At 57.4% G+C, this 19,384-nt stretch carries 16 protein-coding genes and 1 tRNA gene; 5 read left to right on the top strand and 12 right to left on the bottom strand.

Annotated elements, in window-relative coordinates; genetic code table 11:
- Positions 1 to 7: 7 nt before the first annotated feature.
- Positions 8 to 1,018, top strand: coding sequence for an LPP20 family lipoprotein (locus QOY30_RS04470; protein ID WP_283743431.1), 1,011 nt, complete (start codon positions 8 to 10; stop codon positions 1,016 to 1,018).
- A 15-nt stretch (positions 1,019 to 1,033) separates the two neighbouring features.
- On the opposite strand, the gene ychF is transcribed toward QOY30_RS04470, so the two are convergent.
- The 12 genes from ychF to QOY30_RS04410 all read right to left on the bottom strand — a co-directional run bounded on the left by ychF (position 1,034) and on the right by QOY30_RS04410 (position 15,346).
- The gene (gene ychF, locus QOY30_RS04465) at positions 1,034 to 2,125 is read right to left on the bottom strand and encodes a redox-regulated ATPase YchF (protein ID WP_283743430.1); all 1,092 of its coding nucleotides are present in this window, start codon (positions 2,123 to 2,125) and stop codon (positions 1,034 to 1,036) included.
- 88 nt (positions 2,126 to 2,213) lie between these two features.
- Positions 2,214 to 2,792 (bottom strand): aminoacyl-tRNA hydrolase, encoded by a 579-nt coding sequence (pth, locus tag QOY30_RS04460; protein ID WP_283743429.1) that lies wholly within the window; start codon positions 2,790 to 2,792, stop codon positions 2,214 to 2,216.
- Between the two features lie 57 nt (positions 2,793 to 2,849).
- A complete protein-coding gene (locus QOY30_RS04455; protein ID WP_283743428.1) occupies positions 2,850 to 3,530 on the bottom strand; it encodes a 50S ribosomal protein L25/general stress protein Ctc in 681 nt (226 codons plus the stop codon).
- An 86-nt stretch (positions 3,531 to 3,616) separates the two neighbouring features.
- Entirely contained in the window at positions 3,617 to 4,564 is a 948-nt protein-coding gene (locus tag QOY30_RS04450) for a ribose-phosphate pyrophosphokinase (RefSeq protein WP_283743427.1), read from the bottom strand.
- Positions 4,565 to 4,622: 58 nt separating this feature from the next.
- Positions 4,623 to 4,697: transfer RNA gene (locus QOY30_RS04445), tRNA-Gln, on the bottom strand.
- 44 nt (positions 4,698 to 4,741) lie between these two features.
- Positions 4,742 to 5,629 (bottom strand): 4-(cytidine 5'-diphospho)-2-C-methyl-D-erythritol kinase, encoded by an 888-nt coding sequence (ispE, locus tag QOY30_RS04440; RefSeq protein WP_283743426.1) that lies wholly within the window; start codon positions 5,627 to 5,629, stop codon positions 4,742 to 4,744.
- Entirely contained in the window at positions 5,614 to 6,165 is a 552-nt protein-coding gene (gene lolB / locus QOY30_RS04435) for a lipoprotein insertase outer membrane protein LolB (RefSeq protein ID WP_283743425.1), read from the bottom strand. The genes ispE and lolB overlap by 16 nt, the downstream gene beginning before the upstream one ends.
- A 2-nt stretch (positions 6,166 to 6,167) precedes the next feature.
- Positions 6,168 to 7,913, bottom strand: coding sequence for a tetratricopeptide repeat protein (locus QOY30_RS04430; RefSeq protein WP_283743424.1), 1,746 nt, complete (start codon positions 7,911 to 7,913; stop codon positions 6,168 to 6,170).
- Positions 7,914 to 7,974: 61 nt separating this feature from the next.
- Complete coding sequence (locus tag QOY30_RS04425) at positions 7,975 to 11,094, bottom strand: efflux RND transporter permease subunit (RefSeq protein ID WP_283743423.1); 3,120 nt, start codon at positions 11,092 to 11,094, stop codon at positions 7,975 to 7,977.
- 21 nt (positions 11,095 to 11,115) lie between these two features.
- Positions 11,116 to 12,264 carry an efflux RND transporter periplasmic adaptor subunit gene (locus QOY30_RS04420; RefSeq protein WP_283743422.1) on the bottom strand — a complete coding sequence of 383 codons (1,149 nt, stop codon included), beginning with the start codon at positions 12,262 to 12,264 and terminating at the stop codon, positions 11,116 to 11,118.
- An 8-nt stretch (positions 12,265 to 12,272) separates the two neighbouring features.
- Positions 12,273 to 13,820, bottom strand: coding sequence for an efflux transporter outer membrane subunit (locus QOY30_RS04415; protein ID WP_283743421.1), 1,548 nt, complete (start codon positions 13,818 to 13,820; stop codon positions 12,273 to 12,275).
- Between the two features lie 158 nt (positions 13,821 to 13,978).
- On the bottom strand, positions 13,979 to 15,346 hold the full coding sequence (locus tag QOY30_RS04410) for a carbohydrate porin (RefSeq protein WP_283743420.1): 1,368 nt from the start codon (positions 15,344 to 15,346) through the stop codon (positions 13,979 to 13,981).
- Between the two features lie 415 nt (positions 15,347 to 15,761).
- On the opposite strand from QOY30_RS04410, the gene QOY30_RS04405 reads away from it, so the two are divergent.
- Genes QOY30_RS04405 through mutM form a run of 4 tightly spaced genes read left to right on the top strand, consistent with a single transcriptional unit; the run spans position 15,762 to position 19,383 of the window.
- Positions 15,762 to 16,496: an ABC transporter ATP-binding protein gene (locus QOY30_RS04405; protein ID WP_283743419.1), complete on the top strand. Its 735-nt coding sequence runs from the start codon at positions 15,762 to 15,764 to the stop codon at positions 16,494 to 16,496.
- Positions 16,493 to 17,239: an ABC transporter permease subunit gene (locus QOY30_RS04400; RefSeq protein ID WP_283743418.1), complete on the top strand. Its 747-nt coding sequence runs from the start codon at positions 16,493 to 16,495 to the stop codon at positions 17,237 to 17,239. Before QOY30_RS04405 ends, QOY30_RS04400 begins: the two co-directional genes overlap by 4 nt.
- Positions 17,236 to 18,564, top strand: a complete 1,329-nt coding sequence (locus tag QOY30_RS04395; RefSeq protein ID WP_283743417.1) for a GldG family protein — start codon at positions 17,236 to 17,238, stop codon at positions 18,562 to 18,564. Before QOY30_RS04400 ends, QOY30_RS04395 begins: the two co-directional genes overlap by 4 nt.
- Before the next feature lie 3 nt (positions 18,565 to 18,567).
- Entirely contained in the window at positions 18,568 to 19,383 is an 816-nt protein-coding gene (gene mutM, locus QOY30_RS04390) for a bifunctional DNA-formamidopyrimidine glycosylase/DNA-(apurinic or apyrimidinic site) lyase (protein WP_283743416.1), read from the top strand.
- Position 19,384 lies beyond the last annotated feature (1 nt).

The following is a 19,384-nucleotide window of genomic DNA, read 5'->3' as shown; positions in this document are numbered from 1 at the left end:
GACGAAAATGAAACTCTCTACCTTTGCCGTATTTGCCGTGACCCTCTTTTTTCTTTCCGGATGTGCCAGCCAGCCAACCGTACCCGACTGGGTATCCGGTGAAAGCGCCAAGTACAAGAGTGACCAATACCTGATCGGACGCGGTAGCGCCGACACCCAAGAGGAAGCGAAGGATCGTGCCCGCGCCGATGTAGCCAAGGTATTTCAGGTTGCTGTAGTCGCAAATACTGACGACACACAGCGCTCAAAATCGGATGCCTCCGGCGCAGTGCAGTTCGAGGAACAAGCCTCGCGCCACATCAGCACGAGCACCGACCAAATCATCAGCGGCATCCAGATCGCGGATATGTGGAAAAACCCGGCCAACGGCAACGTCCATGTGCTGGCTGTCCTGCCGCGCCTGCAGACGGCAACCAGCCTGCGCCAGCAAATCGGTGGTCTCGACGATGCAACCCGTAACTACATCGAGCAATCGCGCAGGGAAGATGACCTGTTCGTGAAAATCGCAGCTGCCAACCATGCGCTGGAAACGCAACTGGAACGCGAAGGGTTGCAAAAGAACCTGCAAGTCGTGGATATCACCGGACGCGGAATTGAACCGCAGTGGAACAGCGACAAGCTCAAGGCCGACTTGGGAGATTTACTGAAACGAGTCAGCATTGCCCCGCGTGCGGCTGCCGGTTCGCCCGCAGGATTGGAGGAAATCGTCGCCGGGGCGTTGGCAAGAGCCGGTTTCATGCCTGATACCGGCGATCATCCCGCCTACGTGCTGCAAGCCCGCATGAATCTGAACGATCTGGGATTAATAGACGGTTGGTACTGGCAACGCGGCAATCTGGTAATCACCCTGACCGAAACAGCCAATAACCGGGTACGCGGAACCAAACAATGGAGTATCAAAGGCAACGCCCAGAATGCGGCCGAAGCTGTCCAGCGCGCCATGGATCAGGCCGACGCCATCATGAAACGCGAGCTGGGTGATGCAATCGTCAGTATGGCGACTGCCCGCCAGGAATAGTTCTTATAGCGTCGATCAGACGTTGAACAGGAAATTCATCACGTCGCCGTCCTGCACGACGTAGTCTTTTCCTTCCACGCGCATCTTGCCTTTTTCCTTTGCTCCCGCTTCACCGCCACAGGCGATGAAGTCGGCGTAGGAAATGGTCTGCGCGCGGATGAATCCCTTCTCGAAATCGGTGTGGATCACACCCGCCGCTTGCGGCGCGGTATCACCCTTGTGGATGGTCCATGCGCGCACTTCTTTCACTCCGGCCGTGAAATAAGTTTGCAGGCCAAGCAACTCGTAGCCAGTGCGGATCAGGCGATTCAAGCCCGGCTCGTCCAGACCGAGGTCGGCGAGGAATTCCTTCTTGTCGGCATCGTCGAGATCGGCCAGTTCGGCTTCGATCTTGGCGCACAACGCAACGACGGGAGCGCCCTCCTTTGCCGCGTGTTCGCGCAATTTATCCAGATGCGGATTGTTCTCGAAACCGTCTTCCAGCACGTTACCCACATACATCGCAGGCTTGATGGTCAGCAGGCACAGTGGTTTGATGATCAGTTTGTCATCGTCGCTCAAGCTGAACGTACGCGCCGGCTTGCCTTCATTCAGATGCGGCAGCAGTTTTTCCAGAATGGAAACCAGCTTCTGCGCATCCTTGTCGCCGGACTTGGCCTTTTTGCCATCGCGCTGGAGGGTACGTTCAACTACAGCCAGATCGGCCAGCGCCAGTTCGGTGAGGATGACTTCGATATCGGAGATCGGGTCGACCTTGCCTGCAACGTGCACCACGTTGGGATCGTCGAAGCAGCGCACGACATTGACGATGGCATCGGTCTCGCGGATGTTGGCGAGAAACTGGTTGCCCAGACCTTCACCTTTGGAGGCTCCAGCAACCAGGCCCGCGATATCGACGAACTCGACGATGGCCGGTTGCATGCGTTGCGGATTGACGATCTTCGCCAGCTCGGCCATGCGCGGATCCGGCACTTCGACGATGCCAACGTTAGGCTCGATGGTGCAGAACGGGTAATTTTCCGCAGCGATGCCCGCTTTGGTGAGCGCATTGAACAGCGTGGATTTGCCCACGTTGGGGAGACCGACGATACCGCATTTGAGGCTCATGTTTTTTCTCTCTATTAAGGGGAGTCAGGATACAGGATACGGGATACCGCAAACCCGCCCCTGAATCCTGCATCCCGTATCCCGAATCCTAATTGCTATGCAGCTTCAGCATCGCTGCTTCCATTTTTCCTTCGATGACCGGCCCCGCGACATCCAGTGCGCGTTGCAACGCTTCTTCGATCAAAACCTGCTCTTCCTTGCGCGGTGCGTTCAGCACGTAATTCACCACTTCCGAGCGCTCGCCGGGGTGACCGATACCGATGCGCAGGCGCCAGAAATCCTTGGTACCGAGATGCGCGATGATATCTTTCAGGCCGTTGTGTCCGCCATGCCCGCCCCCCAGCTTGAGCTTCGCGCTACCCGGCGGCAGGTCGAGCTCGTCATGCACCACCAGTATTTGGTCCGGCAATATCTTGTAAAACAGTGCCAGCGCGACCACTGCCCGCCCGCTCACGTTCATGAAAGTCTGCGGCTTGAGCAGATGGACTTCATGTCCGTGCAATGCGGTGCGGGCGACCAGCCCGTGAAACTTGCTGTCATTCCTGAAATTCGCATCGCTATTGCGAGCAAGCTCGTCCACCCACCAGAATCCGGCGTTGTGGCGTGTGGCTTCGTATTCCCTGCCGGGGTTGCCCAACCCGACGATCAGCTTGATTGGTTCGCTCATAATGAAAAAACCCGCCATGCACCGTTAGATCGCATGGCGGGTCGTACAGTTTGCAGATTACTTCTTGGCGTCTGCTGCAGGCTTCGCAGCTGTGGCTGCAGTTGCGGCAGCGGCAGCTGTAGACGCGGCAGATGCGGCTTCGGCAGCTGCGGCATCAGCTGCGGCTTCCACTGCGCCGCGCGGCACTTGTACCGTCGCCACGGCATCGACTGCCTTGTGATGGCCGGCCACTTCAACGCCCTTGGGCAGCTTGATATCGGAGACGTGGATGGAGTGGCCCAGATCCAGGCTGGCCAGATCCACTTCGATTGCTGTCGGCAGATCGGCCGGCAAGCAGGCAATTTCCAGATCGTTCAACACGTGGCTGATGATACCGCCGCCGGTCTTCACGCCGGGCGCGATATCAGAGTTGATGAAGTGCAACGGTATCTTCATGTGGATCTTCTTCTTCGCATCGACGCGCTGGAAGTCGATGTGCAGCACTTGCTGGCGGAACGGGTGCATCTGGAAGTCGCGCAGCAGAACGGACTGCTTCTTGCCGTCCAGATCCAGCGACAGAACGGAAGCGTGGAACGCTTCCTTGCGCAGTGCGAAATACAGTGTGTTGTGATCGAGTTCGATCATGGATGCTTCGCCTGTTCCGTAAACGATCCCCGGGACGCGGTTCGTTTTACGCAGACGGCGGCTCGCACCCGTTCCTTGCGTTTTGCGTGTTGTTGCAGCAATTTCGATAGCCATTTTACTTCTCCACTTCTTGTGAAGCGCTCCGCGACCAGAGGCTTCGGGTTGCGCGATTGCCAACGTGGCAACCGCAAAAACTGATCCTAATCCATGAACAGCGAACTGACCGATTCTTCCGCATTGATGCGGCGCATGGTTTCGGCCATCAATTCCGCCACGCTCAGTTGGCGGATGCGCTTGCAGTTGCGGGCTTCCTCGCGCAACGGGATGGTGTCGGTCACCACCAGTTCGTCAATCGCCGACTTTTCAAGGCGCTCGATCGCGGGGCCGGACAGCACCGGGTGGGTACAGTACGCGATCACGCGCTCGGCACCCTTTTCCTTCAAGGCATTGGCCGCTTCGCACAGGGTGTTGGCGGTATCCACCATGTCATCCATGATGATGCAGGTGCGGCCGGCGACATCGCCGATGATGTTCATGACCTTGGCCACGTTCGGCTTGGGGCGGCGCTTGTCGATGATCGCCAGGTCGGACTCGAGACGTTTGGCCAATGCACGGGCACGCACCACGCCGCCCACGTCCGGCGAGACCACCACCAGGTTCTGGAAATTCTGCTTCCATACGTCGGACAGCAGGATAGGCGCGGCATAGATGTTGTCCACCGGGATATCGAAGAAGCCCTGAATCTGGTCGGAGTGCAAGTCCATGGTCAGCAGGCGGTCGACGCCAACGCCGACCAGCATGTCCGCCACCACTCTGGCGGTGATCGCCACACGAGCAGAGCGCGGACGACGGTCCTGACGGGCATAGCCGAAATACGGCAGGGCGGCCGTGATACGGGCGGCAGAAGCACGCTTAAGCGCATCCACCATCACCATCACTTCCATCAGGCTGTCGTTGGTCGGCACGCAAGTGGACTGCAGCACGAACACATCCTTGCCGCGTACATGCTCAAGGATCTCGACCATCACTTCGCCGTCGGAGAACCGACCTACCGTGGCGCGCCCGAGATGAATGTGCAGATGCTTCGCCACGTCTTGCGCGAGCTTGGGATTGGCATTACCGGTGAATACCATCATGTCGCCGGACATGAGTACCTCGCAAATTTAAAATGGGCGGAAACGCCCATCACGACTTGATTGAAGAATCTGGCTGGGGAGGTAGGGATCGAACCTACGAATGTCGGAATCAAAATCCGATGCCTTACCACTTGGCGACTCCCCAATTAACTGCTCAGAAGCCGTTTAAACCACTGCTTGCGCTACGTTTTAAACAGTTTCTGTCACAACAAAATCTTTCAGCGGATGCTGCTGCAATCCATGCGCGACAAATCCGCGCATATTCGAAGGCAACTGCTGCAATACCGCTTGTGCTTCCGCTTCCGTGTCAAATTCAGCAAACACGCAAGCTCCCGATCCGGTCATCAGTGCGGGAGCGAATTTCGCCAGCCACGCCAGATGTTCGCCAACTACCGGATACAACTTGCATGCCACTGCCTGCAGATCGTTTTTCAGCCCGTTCCGGTTCCCTGCTCGAAAGTCCAACCCCTTCGGAAGGGCGCGCATTGTCATCGAAATCGTATTTCGTGTCAATTCTGGATGAGTGAATATCTGCACCGTTGGCACCTGCACGGGGGGGCACAACACGACATACCACGCATCCGGCAAGGGATAGGACTGCAATTGCTCGCCCACCCCCTCTGCAAATGCGTTCTCGCCGAAAATGAACACCGGTACGTCCGCCCCCAACGACAAGCCCAACTGCATCAGGCGCTGGCGCGACAATCCCAGCTGCCACAGGCGGTTCAAAGCCAGCAAAGTGGTCGCCGCATCCGAACTCCCCCCGCCCAGGCCGCCCCCCATCGGAATATGCTTTTCCAGCTCGATATCCACGCCCAGCCTGCAGCCGGTCTGCTGTTGCAGCAGTCGCGCGGCACGCACGCACAGGTCTAGCTCCGGCGGCACACCTTCGAGCGCATTGATGCGGCGCACTTCGCCATCCGCGCGCAACGTGAAATGCAGGGTGTCGTTCAGGTCGATGAAACGAAACAGGGTTTGCAACAGGTGATATCCGTCGGCGCGGCGTCCGACCACGTGCAAGAACAGGTTGAGCTTGGCCGGTGCCGGACAGGTGAGTTTGTTCACTGCGCTTCCCATTCATCGATCAGCAACAATACCTCCGTGCCGTCCCGGTGCAGTTTCAGGCGCAACGGCAACGCATCCGATGCCAGCGCCGCATAACGGGAATAGCTGATCTCCCATCCTTGCTGGCGTAGCGTCTCCACCTGCCCGTTTGCATCGCGTTCCAGGCTGGACTCGATATTCGGCGCAGGCAAGGCAGTGACCCAGTAACGCAGGCCCGAAAGCGGCAATTGCCATCCCAGCGCTTGCTGCATCAAGGTCTCCATATCCTGGGCGGTGTAATGTTTGCCGGAGGTATCCAGCGTGACCCCGTTCATGTCGCGATGGATGCGCGCCACCGTCTGCCCCAGCGGGGCGAGCAGCAGGATTTCATCTTCTGCGGCATTGTGCACCCAACGCATTCCGGCGCTGTCGTGCGCATTGCCCTGCTTAACGGCGACACGCCCGTTGAATGCAAATGGAGCATCCTGCTGTGCCGGTCGCAGCACGGCAACAGGTGCTGCCGCACAACCCGCAAGCAGGATTACAAGCAACGGAAAAAAACGACGCATATCTAGGGAAGGAAACGCTTCATCACCGCTTTAAGCGCTTCGTTGTCCGGATTGGCTTTGGCGCTGTCGGCCCAAACCTTGCGCGCCCCATCCTTGTCGCCACGCTTCCACAGGACTTCACCCAGATGGGCGGCAATTTCGGGGTCGGGATCGGCCTTATACGCCCTGTTCAAGAACTCAATGCTCTTGTCCAGATTTCCCAGCAGGTACTGTCCCCATCCCATACTGTCGATGATGGCCGCATCGTCCGGCGCAAGCTGGTAGGCCTTCTCCACCAGCTTGATTGCCTCCGGGATACGCTGATTGCGATCCAGCAGGCTGTAGCCCAGCGCATTGTAGGCATGCGCATCATCCGGTGCGACCTTCATCAGCTTGCGGATGAGTTGCTCGAACAACTCCTCCTTGTTCAGCTTATCTGCCGCCATGGCTGTCTGGTATAGCAGGTCCGGATTCTCGGGGAATTTTTCCAGTCCTTGCGTCAGCACCTGATAGCTGTCTTCGTATTTTTTATCCTCGCGCAGCAGTTGCGCATCGATCATGATCAATTGCGCGCGTTGCTGATCGGTCTTCGGCTCGGCATGGTGCAAAGCTTCGCGTGCCTCGACCAGCTTGCCCGCTTTGTCCAACAGAGCGACTTCGCGCAAACGGGCAGCATAGCTATATTCACCGTCCTTCACCTGGCGGTATTGCTCCAAGGCAACGGCATCGTTCTGTCTCACCTCATTCAGCTGAGCGAGATAGTAATGCACCGTACTCTCATCCTTGCCACCCTTGCTCAAGGCTTGCTGCAACTCCTGTTCCGCCCGTGCGTAATCGCCCATCTGCATGGAAATGAGGGCAACGGCAAAAGCCAGGTCCGGGCTGTCCGGGCGGTCTTTCAGCAAGCGCTCGAATTCTTCGCGCGCAGCGGCAAATTGCTTCTGGCCAAGCAAGGCTCGCGCGTAGTACAGACGCAGATCCTTATTATCCGGGTGCGCCGCCAGGAACTTCTTCAGCAGCTCCAGCCCTTTGGGTGGATCTACATTCAGATACAACTCCGCTTCGAACACGGCAGCCACATCCCAATCCGGGCGTAATGTGACTGCCTTGTGAATCTCGGTCAGTGCCAAATCGTTCTTGCCTGCCGCTACCGCTGCCTGTGCTACCGCCCAATGACCTTCCGCCACGTCAGGATAGGGATGAGTCACCTCGATCAGCCAATCGAGTACGGCAGACTTGTCCGGCGCACGCGCGACCAAAGGATAAACGCCGGTAAAAGTGCGTCCGGCATTGGCAGGATCGGCCTGCAGGACCTCCGCCAGAACCGGGCTCGCTTCCTGCAGCTTGCCGCCGCTCAACAACAGCGAGAGCAGCATCTGTCTGGCCAGCGGCGAGGAAGGTTCCAGGTCTTGCCATAATTTGAATGCCTCGACGGCAGTGTCGTACTGGCGTGACTCGTACGCCAATTGCGCGGCGCGCCTCGCCACGCGAGGATCGCGTGTGGTCTTGGCCAGGTCGAGATATGCCTGTGCCGCCAACTCCGGCTGGTCGCGCTGCGCGGCGATATCACCCAGCAGGAATTCATACAGCAGTTGGTCGGTCAGCGGCACCTTCGGCAAATCCGGCTTGGGCGCCTCGACGATCTGCTCCAGGTTCGTTTTGGCTGTCGGCGTGGGCGTGCTATCGACCTGCTGTTGCGGCGCGTGCGCACAGGCAGCCAATAAAGGAATGAAGGCGAACAGGTAATAACGTATCGAAAAATTCATCATATCGGCTTGTTTCGGGGCGGGAGCATATATTAGCTGAACTCCACCCCCATCGGGCAATGCCTTATTCTGGGACAAGCGGTTGATTGTCCTTGTGACCCTTGGTATATCCCTCTTCGGCAAATACAGGGAACAGCAGCGGCAACAGCAGCAGCGTGAACAAAGTGGCAGAAACGATGCCTCCCACTATCACCACGGCAAAGGGGCGCTGCGTTTCAGAACCAATACCGTGCGACAGTGCAGCCGGCATCAGACCGATACCGGCCATCAAAGCCGTCATCAGGATCGGCCGCAGACGCGCAACCGCACCTTCCATCACGCTATCAACCAATGAAAGCCCGTTGCGCATCCCTTCGATGAATTGCTCCACCATGATGACGCCGTTCTGCACCGAAATGCCGGCCACGGCGATAAAACCGACCGCGGCAGAAACGGAAAGATGCAATCCGGCCAACCCCAGGCCAGCCAAACCGCCGATCAGCGTGAACGGAACCATCAGGAGTACCAATAGCGCTTTGCGCATGGACTTGAATGCCCAGAACAGCAGTACGAAGATCATCAATACGGACACCGGGACAATGACTTTAAGCCGTTTGAGCGCACGCTGCTGATTCTCGAACTGTCCGCCCCAGGTCATGGTGTAACCGGGCGGCAACACCACTTGCTGATTGACCTTTTCCATCGCCTCGGCGACAAAGCTGCCCTGGTCGCGTCCGAGCAGGTTGGCCTTCACCGCAACGACGCGGCCACCCGCCTCACGCCCGACCCGCGCAGCTCCCTGGCGCACCTCGATGTCGGCGATGGAGCCAAGCGGTATGGTTCCTCCGGTCGACAGCGTGATCGGCAGGTTGGGTACATCATCAACGGCATCGCGGTCCTCAGAATCCAGCCTCAGAGTCACATCGAAGCGGCGGTCGCCTTCGTAAAACACATTGGCCGCATTTCCGCCAAATGCAGTCTGAATGGTCGCATTCACGTCATTGATATTGAGCCCATAGCGCGACATGCGAATACGGCTCAGTGTGATATTGAGCTCGGTCTGCCCGCCAACTTTGATCGCAGCCACATCCGCTGCTCCGCGTATACCGCTCAGGACGTCAGCAACCTGCGTGGACTTGTCTTCGAGTATCTCAAGGTCGGGGCCGAAGATCTTGATCGCGATCTCGCCTTTCACGCCGGACAACGCCTCCTCCACATTATCCTGGATGACTTGCGAGAAATTGGTCGGCACGCCCGGAATGCTGTGTATCTGCTTCGTCATGTCGGCGATCAGCTCTTCCTTGTCCGCAAAGCGCCAGGTGTCGTGCGGTTTGAGATCGGCCATGATTTCAAGGTTATTCGGCCCTTTCGGATCGGTACCGTCGTCCGGCCGTCCGACTTGAGTGGTCACGTTATTGACCTCGGGATAGGACTTGAGAATGGCGCGCACCTGGCGCTCGACTTCTTTAGTCTTGTCCAGTGCGGTCGCGGGTGGCAGGCTGATCGTCAGCCAGATGTTGCCTTCGTCCAGCTTGGGGAGGAACTCGCTGCCCAACAGGGGCGAACCAGCCAAGGCCACCACCAGCATGCTGATCGCGGCTATCACAATGGTTTTGCGCCGCGTCTCTGCCCACAACAACAGGCGGCGATAGCGCTGTTGCAGGTTATGCATCCAGTTGCTGTGTTTTTCGGCAAGGTCCTTGTTCTTCACTGCGTAGCACAGCAAAGTCGGCACCAAAGTCAGCGTCAGCAGGATCGCGCCCAGCAATGCAAAAGTCAGCGTAAATGCCATCGGCGAGAAAATCTTCCCCTCAACCCGCTGGAAAGTGAAGATCGGCACAAAGGCCAGAATGATGATCAGCTTGGAAAACAGGATGGGGCGGCCCAACTCTATGCCGGTCTGCTTGATGAGGTGTATGCGCCACCCGTAAGTGTGGTGCTGCGCCAGATCATCCGCTTTGGCCAGGGCAAGCCTCACCATCAAAGCTTCCACCAGCACGACCGCACTATCGATGATGATACCGAAGTCGACTGCGCCCAGCGAAATCAGATTGGCGGAAACGCCGCGCGCATCCATCAGAATGAAGGCGAACAGCATGGCCAGCGGAATGATGACGGCCACAGTCAAGGCCGCATACCAGTTGCGCAGGAACAGGATCAGTATGGCAACCACCAGCACCGCCCCGACAATCAGATTTTCGGTAACGGTATGGACAGTATGGCGTACCAGATCGGTGCGGTCGTAATAAGGGACGATCTTCACACCCGGCGGCAGCTTTTGCGAGAGTTGGTCGAGCCGCTGCTTGAGTGCTTCCACCACCTTGCTAGCATTCTGCCCCTTGGTCATCAGCACGATGCCCTGCACGATGTTGTCGTAATTATTGAAGGCAACGATACCCGAACGCGGTCGGTATCCGATGGCGACTTCGCCGACGTCGCTCACCAATACCGTTTTGCCGTCTTTTGCGGTGACCACGACACGCGCGATATCCTCCAGATTTTTGAACAGCCCGATGCTGCGCAACACCAACGCCTCATCGCCGCGCCGGATAACTCCGCCGCCGGTATTGCTGCTGTTCGCGCTAATCGCCTGAGACACCTGGTCGATACTTACGCCGTATTTGCGCAGCAGGAACGGATTGATGCGAACCTGATACTCCTTGACCGTGCCGCCAAAGTCGTTTACATCGGCCACTCCGGGCACCTGGCGAATTGCAGGACGCAATACCCAGTCCTGCAATGCGCGTACTTCGTTGAGCGACATATCGGATGGAGCATCCAGCACATAGCGGTACACCTCGCCGACGGCATTGGTAAGCGGAGCAAGGCCCGGTTGCAGGCCCGGCGGCAAGGTAACGTTCTGCAGATGCTCCATCACCTGCTGCCGCGCAAAATAATCGTCGGTATTGTCGGCAAAAGTAAGCGTGACGACCGACAGGCCAGTGATGGAAACGGAGCGCAATTGCGTCATGCGCGGAACACCACTCATCTCGCGCTCGATAGGCAATGTGATGCTACGCTCGACTTCTTCCGGCGCCTGACCCAGCGATTGGGTGACGATCTGCACCTGTACATCCTGCACATCGGGAAAAGCCTCGATCGGCATATCCTGCACCGCGCGCCAACCGACGATCACCAGCACCAGCGCTGCCGCCAGCACGAACACCCGCTGTTGCAGCGCAAAGGAAAGTAGTTTGTCTAACATGTTGTCACTAACAGGCCGCGATCAGTCATTGCCCGACAACTCTGAATTCAGCAGCAAAGCCCCGGTAGTGACCACACGTTCGCCGGGCTGCAGCCCTTCCTTGACGTAGCTGTATTCGTGACTTTGCAGGCCGAGCTCGATGTGACGGCGTTGCAGCACACCCGGAGATTGCTCGACAAACACGAAACTGTGCAGTCCCTGCGAGAACAGGGCAGTGTTCGGAATACGCGGCATGTTGTGACGACTGTCCGCCACCGGTGTGGCTCTTGCGAACATTTCCGGCTTGAGGCGGTGCGAACTGTTATCGATTTCGGCACGCACCTGGATACGACGGGTAACCGGATCGAGCGCCTCGGCAATGACCGTGATTTTCCCCTTGAAAGCCTCGCCGGGGTAGGCATCCACTTCCACCGACACCGCCTGCCCCACCTTCACTTTATCCAGGTAGAGCTCAGGCAAATCGATCAATGCCCATAATTTTTTCGAATCGGTAATGACAAAAATCGGATTGGCCGCATCGGTGCGGACCTCACTGCCCAGATTCACCTGGCGTTCGCTTACCGTCCCGCCGATGGGTGCGCGCAGGATGAACTTTCCATCCGTCATCGACGCCATGCTTTGCAGGTTGCGCAACCGCGCCTCGGTGCGCTGCGCCTCAGCCTCGGCCTGGTGAAAATCGGCTGCGGCCGATTCCGCATCCTTGAGCGAGATGCCATTCACTTTCAACAACTCGCCGGCCCGATCATTCGCCTGGCGCTTGCGCTCCAGGTCTGCCCTGGCTTTCACTTCATCCGAAGTGGCCTGGGCATAGTCGGGGGCATCCAGCACGAGGAGTTCATCGCCCGCCCTGATCTCGCTTCCCGCATCTACCGTGATCTTCAGCACACGCCCTGCAATCGGGGGAAACACGCGTGCAGTCCGGTTGTCATCATAGGCGAGGCGTGCATTCAGGGAATCGACCATGGGCTCCGGATAACTTTCCACCGGCTTGATCTGCAAAAAAGCAAGTTGCGGCGCATTCTCCGCGAAGCGTATCGTGTCCTTTGGCGTATGCACAGCAGGCTTCTCAACACTGGATTCCGCCCTCGAGGAGGCCTGGAATTTTTGCCAACCGGTGTAGCCAACTGCAGCCAGTATCACCACCGTCAAACCCGCCAATATTTTTTTCAACTGACTGCTCACTCTGTTTTAGCCCCTGCCATCTCTTTTGTTGCGCGATTCCACCAACCGCCACCCAGCGCCTGAAACAGTGCGGCCGTGTCCCCAAGCCGGTTGGTCTGCGCCTGCACCAGATTGATATTTGCCAGCTGCTCGTTCTGCTGCACTACCAGCAAGGTCTGAAAATCCACCGCGCCCGCCTCGTACTGTTTCCGGGTCAGATCGCCCATTTTTCCCGCCGCCTCTGCCGCTGTCGCAGCCGCTTTCAATGCCTGTGCATCGGATTGAATGACATACAGGGCATCGGCCACGTTCTGCAATGCAGACATCACTACGCCGCGGTATTGCGCACCGGCAAGATTCAGTCCTTGTTGCGCTGCACGCGATTTGGCGCGCAGCGTTCCGCCGTCGAAAATGGTCTGCGCAACATTACCGGTCAGATCAAAGAAACCGCCGCCGTTCTTGAACATCCAGTTCGGCGACGAAGCCATCCCTCCAATCGCGCCGGTGATGGCAAACTGCGGCAGTGTATTGGCGATAGCGACTCCGTATTGGGCGCTGGCGTAATGCAGCTGCGCTTCGGCAATGCGCACGTCCGGACGCTGTTCCACCAGTTTTGAAGGCAAACTCAGCGGCAATTTCTGCGGCAAATGCAGCGAATCCAGGGTAAATGTCTCGTCGATATCCTGATCCGGAGTATTGCCCGCCAGGACGCGCAACAGGTTCCGCGTCTGTTCCAGTTGTTGCTGCAATGGAGCCAGCGCTTGCTGGGCCAGCGCGCAAGTCATCTCCTGCTGCGTCACTTCCATGTCAGAGACATAACCGAGCTTGAGCTGGTTGCGCACGATTTCCAGCGCTTGCTGGTTCACGCTGACGATCTTGAGTTGCGCCTCGATCTGGGCACGCAATGAAGCTTCCTGAATCGCGGCCGCCACCACGTTGGAGGCAAGCGTGATATACGTTGCCTCCAGCTGCATTTGTTGCACCTCTTCCTGCGCATGCGCCGATTCCACTTCCCTGCGGTTCATGCCGAACACATCCGGTACATAGCCGACGGTGAGTTGCGCAACGTGGAAGTTGTAGTAAGCCGGGCCGTTGTATTTCGGCCCCGCCGGGTTGGAATAAGTCTGGATGACCGAGCCGTTGCCTTGAATGCCGGGCGAGTTGCCGCCCATGTTGCCCGCCAGCTTGTTGCGCGAAGGCGAGTAGCTCGCCCCGACCGTGGGGTAGAAAAAGCCCTGCTGGGCAGCCGTATACTCCTCCGCCTGTCGCAAGGCGGCCTGAGCTGCTTCGATATCGGGGTTGGTTTTGAAGGCACGTTTGATCAGCGCATCGATCTGTGGCGACTGGAACAGCGTCCACCAGTCCGCAGGTATGTCCTGGGCCGGAACGAATTTCTGCGCTTCGCCAAGCGGTGCTTGTGCCGACGCAGTTTCCTGTGTCACGGCAGGCGAGCCATAACCTGTCGCCGCGGGCGCTACCGGACGTTTGAAATCCGGTCCTGCCGCGCAACCGCATAAAACGCCCAGCAGACAAAGAGACACAGAATTTTTTAACAGTACCTTCAAGCAGATCACCTTGATAAAAAACCGGAATTGCACATGGAAAAATGAAACGAAACCAAGAAGGAAAACGATTTTAACCGACTTTTAATGAATATCTCGAATAATCCCCAGACTCGATTGGATTATTGCTATTTGCAAGTGACATGAAATGCAACCACCGGTTAAAACTCGGCGTGGAAGCGCAGGGCATAAACATCGATCGGCCCGCGATCGGCGTTATATGCGGGGTTCTGGATGAGTTGATAATCCGCGGTCAACCAATATTCCTTGCCCAGGCTCAAACTGTAGAAGCCCTCAAAAATATCTTCCGGGCGGTAATTCAACCTGCCGTCGCCTATGAAGAAGGAGATGCCGCCGGCCTCAAGGAAATGGCGACGGTCAGCCGAAATGGTGTTGCGCATCAATGAGATGCCGACGTTATCTTCGTGGCGCCCCCAACGGTCACCCTTGATCAGAAAACCGCTGGAAAACGAAGCATCGGCTTCGGTAAAGGCATAAGTCTCCGTGCGTCCGTCCGCTTTCATGACGCGCATGAAGAATCCCGTACTGTCGCTGATCTCCTGTTCAACATTGACGCCAACGCCATATTTGATCTTGTTGGTATTGCGTACCGCGTAAAGCGCATCCGGTCCGGTGTACTGTCCCGGATGGGCATTGAGCCAGGCAAGTGCATCGCTGAAACTGGCGAGTACGGCACGATCCCTCCAGCCCAACACCCTCACTTTGCCGGGACGGCCATACAGCGTATGCGCATGTTCGACTTCAACCTGATCTCCGTAATGGGAACCGATTGCCGTATCGACTGAAAGCATGTTGGGCTGCGTGGGCCCTGTCATTCGGCCGAAGCGCAGCACCCAGTCGTCCTGATACCACTCGCCCGCAAAACCCCAGCCGAAGCCGCGCGCATCGGCTGCATAGTCGTAGGCCGCATAAGTCATGTTCCCCCAGTTCATGAACTGGGTGCGCGGATCCTTGGCATAGGTATTCGGATCGAAAACATCCAGCGTCGAAAAATTACCTATCGTCAGGACGAAGCGGTTCTTGTCATGCCAACCGGCCATCTGGTTGAGATCTGATTCGATATGTTCAGTACCGCCACCGTTGTCCCAGGTCTGCCGCAAGAAAAGTTTTTGCCGGTAAAGAGTGAGGCTGGGTCCGGCGGCACGGGTGATTTCGCCGTTGGTGAAACCGCCCATGCCAACCAGATTGTTGGAAAATGGCACCCCCTGAAAGAGTTCCGGAGTGAAATAGACTTCGCCTCCTTCCCAGGGGCGAAACCCCAGAAAAGCGTCCGCAGAGAATGTGTACATCGTCTCCGCGTACGCATTCAAGCTGTTCGGCCCCGAATAAGCCGCCGGGTAGGCAGGGTGTCTCTGCCAGTTGTATGTCATCTGAAATCGTGCGGTCGTATCCTCGACATCGGATGTGTCTGCCTGGCACCGGAACGGGATGGCGCACCCGAACAATACAAGCACGAACCCTAACGAGGAGAAAACTACACCCAGAAAGCCTGGTAATTTAAAACGCACAGCCCTCTCCTTACTTGTTAAGGCGGAAACCTGAAGCAGGGATATTCAAAACATATCGCCGTTGGCCTGAGCACAAGCAGCGTTATTGATAGTAAGGAAAAGGGTAGAACCGTTTGACAGGTCATTGATGCCGCTTCCCGCACTCGGCGAGTTAAAGGCAGCGAACTGCGCGATAGTGTGCCGATTACTCCCCTGTCTTGCCGACAGAAAAACTACTATATTCTCGAATAAATACCCACAAATGGAACCCGGCAAAATAAAAGCGCGGATTCTGCATTCAGATGATATGAATGTAAAGTGACATTTCGATGACTTCAACTGAAGGTTTTGAGCTTGCATGACCCACTGCTTTGGTGCGATTCCGGATATTGGGTTATATTCCGACAATGCGCATGAATAAAATATCGCAACCGCAATGAATCCTCCCATCACCCTTTCGGCACAAAATCTGGTGCGTCGCCGCGACCACAATCTGGTGGTGAACAACGTGTCGCTGGAACTGAGGCGGGGCGAGGTGTTAGGCCTGCTGGGACACAACGGCGCCGGAAAAAGCACGACCTTGCAAATGCTCACGGGCGCATTGCCGCCGCAAAGCGGGCAGATTGAGGTATGCGGCTTTGATCTGTTGAAGCAACCCCAACAGGCAAAGGCCTGCATCGGGTTCTTGCCGGAGCATCCTCCGCTGTATCGCGACATGCGCGTCGATGACTTTCTGCTGTTCGCCGCACGCCTGCACCGCATACCTCCTTCAAAACTTGCCGCTGCACTGGAACTGTCGAAGCAACGCTGCGGCTTGCAGGATTACGGCAAGAAACTCATCGGAGCGCTGTCCAAAGGCTACCAGCAACGTGTGGGCATCGCCCAGGCCATCATCCACAACCCCGCAGTTGTGGTTTTGGACGAGCCCACCGTCGGCCTCGATCCGGCACAGATCCGCGACATTCGCGCGCTCATCCGCGAACTCGGGAACAGTAGCAGCGTGATTCTTTCCACGCACCTGCTGAACGAAGTCGAGAGCCTCTGCGACCGCGTCATCATTCTGCAAAAAGGCCGCCTGATTTATAGCGGAAGCAGTGCGGAAATGCTGACGAACGGCAATATGGAAGAGGCATTCTTGCTGATCACCGAAAACGAGGCTGCTTCTACATGATCCGCATCATCGCAAAAAAGGAATTACTCAGTCTGGTCTCGGCACCTTCCACCTGGTGGATATTGGCGCTGATGCAATTCCTGTTCGCCTGGTTCTACTTCGGACGCATTGACGATTATCTGCAAGTGCAGGCGCAACTGGCCCAGCTCGACAACGGGCCGGGAGCGACCATCGCCATCGCCTCCCCGTTGTGCAGCGTGCTGGCGCTGATGCTGATGATGCTGATCCCGCTATTCACCATGCGCCTGATCGCGGAGGAACGCCGCAACCGGACATGGGTGCTGCTGCTCACCGCCCCCGTTTCTGCCACCCAAATCGTGCTGGGCAAATTCCTCGGCCTGATGATGCTGATCGTGTTCATCGTCGCATGCTGCTCTGCAATGCTATCCACGCTGTTGCTGGGCACGCATGCCGATATCGGGCTTATGCTCGCCAATATTCTGGGTGTGCTGTTGCTCGCCGCCAGCTATGCTGCGCTGGGCCTGTATTTTTCAGCCTTGAACAAGCAACCCGTCATCGCCGCCGCCGGTGCGCTGGGAATATCGTTCGGCCTGTGGATGCTTGATTTAACCGCCAGCGACAGCCGCGGTTTTCTGCGCGCAATCTCGCCGAACTCGCACTTCCAGACGCTTAACGCGGGACTGATCAACAGTGCCGACCTGATCTATTTTGTGCTGTTCATCGCCACCTTGCTGTGGCTGACGATACGCCATTTGAACGACGAGCGGCTCCGCGCATCATGAAACGCTTCCTGCCCCCGCTCAAACGAATCGCTGCGCTATTGCTCGTACTGGTGGCTGCGGGCGCGCTGTTCCAGCTGGCTGCGCGTTATCCCGCGCAGTGGGACGTCACGCAGAATGCGCTCAACAGCCTGGAGCCCGGCAGCGTGGATGCATTGGCCCTGTTGAAAGGACCGGTAAAGATCACGGTGTATGCCACCCAGCAGGACGCGCGATTTGGCGACATACGCAAATTCATCAGTGAATTCGTTGCCTTATACCAACGCTACAAACCCGACATCTCGCTGACCTTCGTCGATCCCGTCAAAGAACCGGAAGCGATGCGCAAAGTCACCATCAAGGGTAACGGTGAAATGGTGGTGGAGTACGCGGGGCGCAATGAGCACCTCACCACACTGAACGAGCAGACGCTTTCCAGCGCCTTGCTGAGCCTGGCTCACGACAAGGACCAAACGCTGATGTATCTGGGCGGCCACGGCGAGCGCAAGCTGGAAGGCATCGCCAACGACGACCTCGGTGACTTCGGGGCCCGACTGAAACAGCTCGGCTACAGCACTGTCAGCCTCAATCTTGCGTTGGCGCAGGATATACCCGCCAACACCAGCATGATGGTGATCACCCATCCGCAAATAAGATTGATGCCGGGTGAAGTCAGCAAGCTGCTGCATTACATCGATAACGGCGGGAATCTGCTGTGGCTGGTGGATGCAGAGCCGTTACGCGGCCTGGAACCGCTGGCCGAAAAGCTGGGAATATCGTTCATTCCCGGCATCGTGATCGATCCCGCCGCACAAGAAATGAACGCTCCCTTGAATTGGACACTGGGCACAGGCTACCCGCCGCAAGCCATAACGCGCAATTTCGACCTCATCACGGTCTTCCCGGACGCGCGTGCAATTTCTTTCGACCAGAAGGATGGATGGCAAATCCACCCTCTGGTTGAAGGAGCGCCGCGCGGCTGGACCAGCGATCACGGGATCAGCAAACACCTCGACAAGAACCGCGACATCCCTGGCCCGTTCAGTCTGGCCGTCACACTGCAGCGCACCGTAAACGACAGGGAACAACGCATCATCGTGGTCGGCACCGGCAGTTTCCTCGCCAACATCTATTCCGGCAACGGAGGCAACCTCGATCTGGGCGTCAACATGGTGAACTGGCTGGCAAAAGAAGAGCGCCTCATCACCGTACAGCCGCACGCGGCGAAAGACGGCAAGATCGCCCTGAGCAAAAACCAGTTGACCACGATCAGCGTAAGCTTCCTCGTCTTGCTGCCGCTGTTGCTCATCGCTATAGGCACGCTGCAATGGTGGCGCAGAAAACACTGAACGATGCCAGAACTACCCGAGGTCGAAACCACCCTGCGCGGCATCGCACCGCACCTCAGCCAACGCCGCGTCGCGGATGTCGTCGTCCGCAATCCCAAACTGCGCTGGCCCATTCCAAAAGACCTGCCGAACTTGCTGCGCGGGCATGTCATACGCGGCTTGCGGCGCCGTGCCAAATATCTGCTCATTGAATTCGAGCATGGCACGCTCATTTTGCATCTGGGCATGAGCGGCAGCCTGCGTATTCAGCAGCCGGGTACGCCGGCCGAAAAGCACGACCATTTCGACCTGGTGCTGGAAGGCGGGCAGTTGATGCGTCTGCGCGATCCCCGCCGCTTCGGCGCAGTACTTTGGCACGCCGGTGATATCGCAGAACATCCATTGCTGGCAGCGCTCGGCCCTGAACCGTTGGGACCGGACTTCAATGGGGAATATCTGCACCTTGCCACCCGTTCACGCAGCGCTGCAATCAAGATGACAATCATGGACAGCCATCTGGTTGTCGGCGTAGGCAACATCTACGCCAATGAATCCCTGTTTCGAGCCGGCATTCGCCCGCAACTGGCCGCCAACAAGCTCTCCCTGCCGCGCTGCCGGCGCCTTGCACAGAATATAAAAGAGGTATTGCTTGAGGCCATCACGCAAGGAGGCAGCACGCTGCGAGATTTCGTGCACAGCAACGGCAGCAGCGGCTATTTCCAGCAGAGTTATTTCGTTTATGGCCGTACCGGGGAGCCCTGTCGCGTATGCGGCTCGATCATCAAGCAAATAAGGCAGGGACAGCGTTCAACATTTTATTGTCCGGCATGCCAGCGCTGAC

This window comes from Sideroxydans sp. CL21 (genome assembly GCF_902459525.1).
Lineage (GTDB): Bacteria > Pseudomonadota > Gammaproteobacteria > Burkholderiales > Gallionellaceae > Sideroxyarcus.
This window is presented reverse-complemented; position numbering and strand designations above follow the sequence as displayed.